This is a genomic window from Falsiroseomonas sp. RANM36, assembly GCF_056682175.1.
The window spans coordinates 649,143-654,532 of the sequence record NZ_JBWXTD010000005.1; the positions used below are offsets into that span (position 1 = coordinate 649,143).

Below are 5,390 nucleotides of genomic sequence, written 5' to 3' on the forward strand. Positions count from 1 at the left end.
TTCCGATCCCCGCCATCCGCCAGCATCTGGAAGCGGGGGCGGGCGATGCCGGCCTCGCGCCGGCCGGCTTCCCGCCGCGCGCGGTAGCGCGCGCGGGATGAAAGGGGAGGAAGGGCGCGTCCCTCCCTCCCTTGCCGCTACACCAGGGCGATGCTTTCGCGGCGCAGCTGCACGGTCAGCGCGTCCAGTGCGCGCCCGACGCGGGCGATCATCTCGTCCACCTCGGCCTCGGTGATGATCAGCGGCGGCGAGAAGCCCATCGAATCGTTCACCATGGCGCGCATGATCACGCCCTCGCCCTCGGCCAGCTTGGCGAGCCGCGGGCCGACCTTGGCGCCCGGGTCGAAGTTGCGATGCGTCGCCTTGTCCGCCACCAGCTCCATCGCCGCGACGAGGCCGACGCCGCGCACCTCGCCCACCAGCGGATGGTCGGCGAAGCGCGCGCGCAGCGTCTTCTGCATATGCGCGCCCACGCGCTTCGCATGGCCGACGACGTCCATCTCGTCATAGATCTTCAGCGTCTCCACCGCGACGGCGGCGGGCACCGGATGGCCGGAATAGGTGAAGCCGTGGCCCCAGGTGCCGATGGTGGCGGAACCGTCGGCCAGCGCCTGGAAGACGCGGTCGTTCACCATCACGGCGCTGATCGGCAGGAAGCTGGCCGAGAGCGCCTTGGCGCAGACCAGGATGTCCGGCGTGATGCCGAAGGTCTGGCTGCCCCAGTAGCTGCCGGTGCGCCCGAAGCCGCAGATCACCTCGTCGGCGACGAAGAGCACGTCGTGCTTCTTCAGCACCGCCTGCACCTTCTCGAAATAGGTCGCCGGCGGCACGATCACCCCGCCCGCGCCCATCGCCGGCTCGGCGAAGAAGGCGGCGACGGTCTCGGGGCCCTCGCGCTGGATCACCTGGTCCAGCTCCTCCGCCAGGCGCGTCGCGAAATCCTCCTCGGACTCGCCGGGATTGGCGCCGTGGTAGTGGTGCGGCGTCGAGACATGGATGAACCGGTCGGAGACCGGCAGGTCGAACATCTTGTGGTTCGCCGGCAGTCCGGTGATCGAGCCGGAGGCGATCGTGATGCCGTGATAGCCCTTCAGCCGCCCGATGATCTTCTTCTTGTCCGGCCGCCCCATCGCGTTGTTGGCGTACCAGATCATCTTCACCGCCGTGTCGTTCGCCTCGGAGCCCGAATTCGCGAAGAACACCTTGGACATCGGGACCGGCGCGCGCTCGATCAGCATCTCCGCCAGGTCGATCATCGGCTCGTGCGACTTGGCCGTGAAGCCGTGGTAGAAGGGCAGCTTCTGCATCTGCCTGTAGGCGGCATCCACCAGCCGCTTGTTGTCGAAGCCGAGCGAGGCGCACCACAGGCCGGCCATCGCCTCGATGTATTCCTTGCCCTGGTCGTCGAACACGCGCACGCCCTCGCCGCGGCTGATCACCAGCGGCCCGTTCACCGCATGGGCGCGGTGGTCCGTGTAGGGATGCAGGACATTGGCGATGTCCCGGATGGCGTTGGAGTTGCGGGGCGGGGTCATGGCGTTGTTCTCGCTGCGGGTGCCCGCACGCTAGAGCAGAGGCCGTTCGAGTGAAACCGCCTTGCCTTCGTCCGCAAGGCGCGCAAGTGGCGCGCAAGCCCGCCGGTCCCCGGACATGGTGTCGCGGCCTGCCGAGGGGCGTCCTGCGATCGTCCGCAGGCAGCCGGCCGGGATTCTGCACATTTTTGCATCATTCTTGTCTCGTTTCGGCTTTGTTTCGCAATATTTTCCGTTGCTCAAGAAGGGCGATCCGGAGTTCCTATCCGTCCTGTGCCGGCGCCGGGCCGGCAGGGATGGAACGATGGCCATGATGCGTTGCAAGACGACACGGATCGCGCTGTTGGGCTTCATGCTTGGGGCTGCCGCGCAAGAAGCGGCAGCGCGCAGCCTGTTCGAAGGCAATTTCAACGTGGACGGCCAGACCGCCACGGCCACCTCTTCGGACCTCACCGATTTCGCGCAGCTGTTCACCAATGAAGGCCTGAACAGCCTGTTCGGCAGCTACACGCCGAACTCCTCGGCGGTCGCGACGGTCAGCCTGCGCGGCGTGCCGGCGACGCTCTCCTACGCGCAGAACTCGCCGGTGCTCGTCCTGCAAATCCCCTCGATCGGCGTGAATGAGAGCTTCAACGGCGCGACGCGCGACGAATCGCAGGACCTTGCGCTGCGCTGGCTGCGCGGCGACGGGCAGGATGCGCTGACACGCTTCCTGAAGGAGGCCGTGGCGACCACGCCGATCGACCCCATCGCCGGCAACCCGAACAGCCTGATGTCGCTGATGGGGGCCGCCGACTTCAACGTGGCGCTCGGCGGCTCGGGCAGCGGCGGCGGGTTCGCCGGGCAGCAGGATGGCGGCAGGTTCTCCATGGGCGCGCGTTTCGGCAGCTACAGCGCGTCGGGCTGGAACACCGATGTCTACACCTTGCCGATCGCGTACAGCTACGGCTTGTCCAGCGGCGTCGAGCTGATCCTCGATGCGCCGATCACGCTGCTCGACACCGCGGGCGGCCAGTCCTACTCGGGTTCCGTCGGCATCGGCGCCCGCGTGCCGATCCGGCTCGGCCTGCCGGACTGGGTGCGCTGGTCGCTGACGCCGATGCTGCGGGCCGGCGTTGCCGGCTCGATCGACCTTGGCGCGGCGGGCGGCATCTGGTCGGCCTCCGTCACCAGCAACCTCGACTTCCGCCTCGATGAGCGCTGGCGGCTGACGGTCGGCAACATGGTCTCCCGGCTGGAGACGCTGCCGATCAATTACCAGGACTACAGCGTGAGCTACGAGTTGCAGAACAACATGTTCCGCAACGGGCTGATCCTGCATCGCGACCTGGGCGCGGTGTTCGGCCGGCGCGCGACGCTCTCGGCCTTCGCCGTGGACACGCGCTTCACCGGGGATGCGCTCTACGTGAACAACTACCAGGAATACGGCGTCTTCCTCGGCCTCGGCGATCCGGTGCAGGTCGGCGGCTTCCGCCTGCCGATCCGCCTCGGCGCCACCTATCTGGACGGCCAGAACGGCTATCAGGGCTTCACGGTCAATCTCGGCATCTCCTTCTGAAGCCGGCGCCGCCCGGGGCCGCGGAGCGGTTGCGGCGGCTGGCCGGCGGCGGCAGATTGCCGCCGGCAAGGGGGTCCGCATGACCGAGATCAAGCCGCACGGGTCGCATTTCGGCTCTTTCGACGCCGTGGTCGAAGGCGGCCGCCTGGTTGCCGCAAGGCCCTTCGGCCGCGATCCCTCGCCCTCGACCCTGCTGCAGTCCATCCCCGATGCGGTGCACAGCGCCGCAAGGATCGACCGCCCCTATGTCCGCGCCGGCTGGCTGAAGGGCGAGCGGCGCGGCAGCGCGCGCGGCGGCGACGCCTTCGTGCCGGTCTCCTGGGACCAGGCGATCCGGCTGGTCGCCGAGGAATCCGCCCGCATCCGGGCGGAGCACGGGCATCCCTCGGTGCTCGGCGGCAGCTATGGCTGGTCCTCGGCCGGGCGCTACCACCACGCGCGCACGCAGCTGCATCGCTTCCTCGGCCTCGCCGGCGGTTTTTGCGCGCAGGTGACGAACTACTCCTACGGCGCCGGCATGACGCTGATGCCGCATATCCTCGGCACGAACGAGGTGATCCAGGGCCCGGTCACCGACTGGAAGGCGATCCGCGAGAACGCCAAGCTGATGCTCTGCTTCGGCGGGCTGCCGCTGAAGAACGGGCTGATCACCTCCGGCGGAAGCGGCGCGCATGAATACGTGCCGCTGATGAAGGCGGCGGCCGAGGCCGGCGTGCGCTTCGTCAACATCTCGCCCTTCCGCGGCGATGCGGCGGCGTTCCTCGGCGCCGAATGGGTGCCGATCCGCCCGGGCAGCGACGCGGCGATGATCCTCGCCATGGCGCAGGTGATCCTGGAGCAGGGCAAGGAGGATCGCGACTTCCTGGCGCGCTGCGCCGTCGGCTTCGCGCCGTTCGCCGATTATGTCCGCGGCACGAAGGATGGCGTGGCCAAGACGCCGGAATGGGCCGAGGGCCTCACCGATGTGCCCGCCGCCACCATCCGGCGCCTGGCGCTCGAGGCTGCCGGCGCGCCGACCATGCTGACCGCCACCTGGTCCATCCAGCGCGCCGAGCACGGGGAACAACCCTGGTGGGCGCTGGTGGCGCTGGCGGCGATGCTGGGCACCATCGGCAAGCCGGGACAGGGCGTGGCGTTCGGCTATGGCTCGATGAACGGCATCGGCACGCCGCGGCACGAGGTGCCGAGCGTCGGCGGCGTGCCGGTGAAGAACCCGGTCGGGGCCTATATTCCCGTGGCCCGCGTGACCGAGCTGCTGGAGCGGCCGGGCCAGGTCCTGCAGTACAACGGCCGCGACCTGTTGCTGCCCGACATCCGCATGATCTGGTGGGCCGGCGGCAATCCCTTCCATCACCACCAGGATCTCGGCCGCCTGCTGCGCGGCTGGAACCGCGCCGACACGGTCGTGGTGCAGGAGCCCTGGTGGACGCCGCTGGCGCGCCATGCGGACATCGTGCTGCCGGCCACGACGACGCTGGAGCGCAACGACATCGGCAGCGCATCGCGCGACCGCTTCGTGCGCGCCATGCACCAGGCGATCGCGCCCATCGGCCAGGCCCGGAACGACGCGGACATGCTGGCCGACATCGCCGACGCGCTCGGCTTCCGCGCCGCCTTCACCGAGCAGCGCGACGAGATGGCCTGGCTCGACCACCTCTATGGCCGCTGGCGCCAGGCCTGCGCCGCGCAGGGGATCGCGGTGCCGGATTTCGCCGAGTTCTGGGAGCGCGGCTTCGTCGAGATCGAGGCGCCGCGCGAGGCCTACACCCAGTTCGCCGCCTTCCGCGCCGACCCGGAGGCGAACCCGCTCAACACGCCGTCGGGCAAGGTCGAGATCTTCTCGGAGGCCATCGCCGGCTTCGGCTATGCGGAAGTGCCCGGCCACCCGGTCTGGCAGGCGCCGCGCGAATGGCTCGGCGGCGAGATGGCGCGGCGCTTCCCGCTGCACATGCTGTCCTTCCAGCCCTTCACGCGGCTGCATGGCCAGCTCGATGTCGGCCGCGTCGCCGCGGCCAACCGCGTGCAGGAGCGCGAGCCGATCCTGATGCACCCGGCCGATGCCGCGGCGCGCGGCCTCCAGGATGGCGAGGTGGTGCGCGTCTTCAACGACCGCGGCGCCATCGCGGCCGGGCTGCGCCTGACGGAGGAGATCCGCCGCGGCGTGGGGGCGCGGGGGGGGCGGGGGGGGGGGGGGGCCCCGAGGCGATGCGGCCCGGCGCGCCCGTCGCCGGCCCCGCGATCATCGAGGAAGCCTTCGCCACCCATGTGCTGCCGGCCGGCTGGCGGGCCGAGGCCGATGC

Annotated in this window: 3 protein-coding genes; 2 read left to right on the top strand and 1 reads right to left on the bottom strand. The window is 69.9% G+C overall.

Annotated features, from left to right (window positions below):
- Window positions 1-137 precede the first annotated feature (137 nt).
- On the bottom strand, window positions 138-1,535 hold the full coding sequence (locus AC1MIR_RS21170) for an aspartate aminotransferase family protein (protein WP_480030156.1): 1,398 nt from the start codon (window positions 1,533-1,535) through the stop codon (window positions 138-140).
- 301 nt (window positions 1,536-1,836) lie between these two features.
- Here AC1MIR_RS21170 and AC1MIR_RS21175 point away from each other — a divergent pair, with 301 nt between their 5' ends.
- Window positions 1,837-3,090: a hypothetical protein gene (locus AC1MIR_RS21175; RefSeq protein WP_480030157.1), complete on the top strand. Its 1,254-nt coding sequence runs from the start codon at window positions 1,837-1,839 to the stop codon at window positions 3,088-3,090.
- Between the two features lie 79 nt (window positions 3,091-3,169).
- The coding region (locus AC1MIR_RS21180) for a molybdopterin-dependent oxidoreductase (RefSeq protein ID WP_480030158.1) at window positions 3,170-5,390 on the top strand (2,221 nt) is incomplete at its 3' end.

What these genes read in the sequence shown, in the direction of transcription:
- AC1MIR_RS21175 (WP_480030157.1), top strand. Translation starts at nt 1,837, where the DNA reads ATGGCCATGATGCGTTGCAAGACGACACGGATCGCGCTGTTGGGCTTC.
- AC1MIR_RS21170 (WP_480030156.1), bottom strand. Translation starts at nt 1,535, where the DNA reads ATGACCCCGCCCCGCAACTCCAACGCCATCCGGGACATCGCCAATGTC.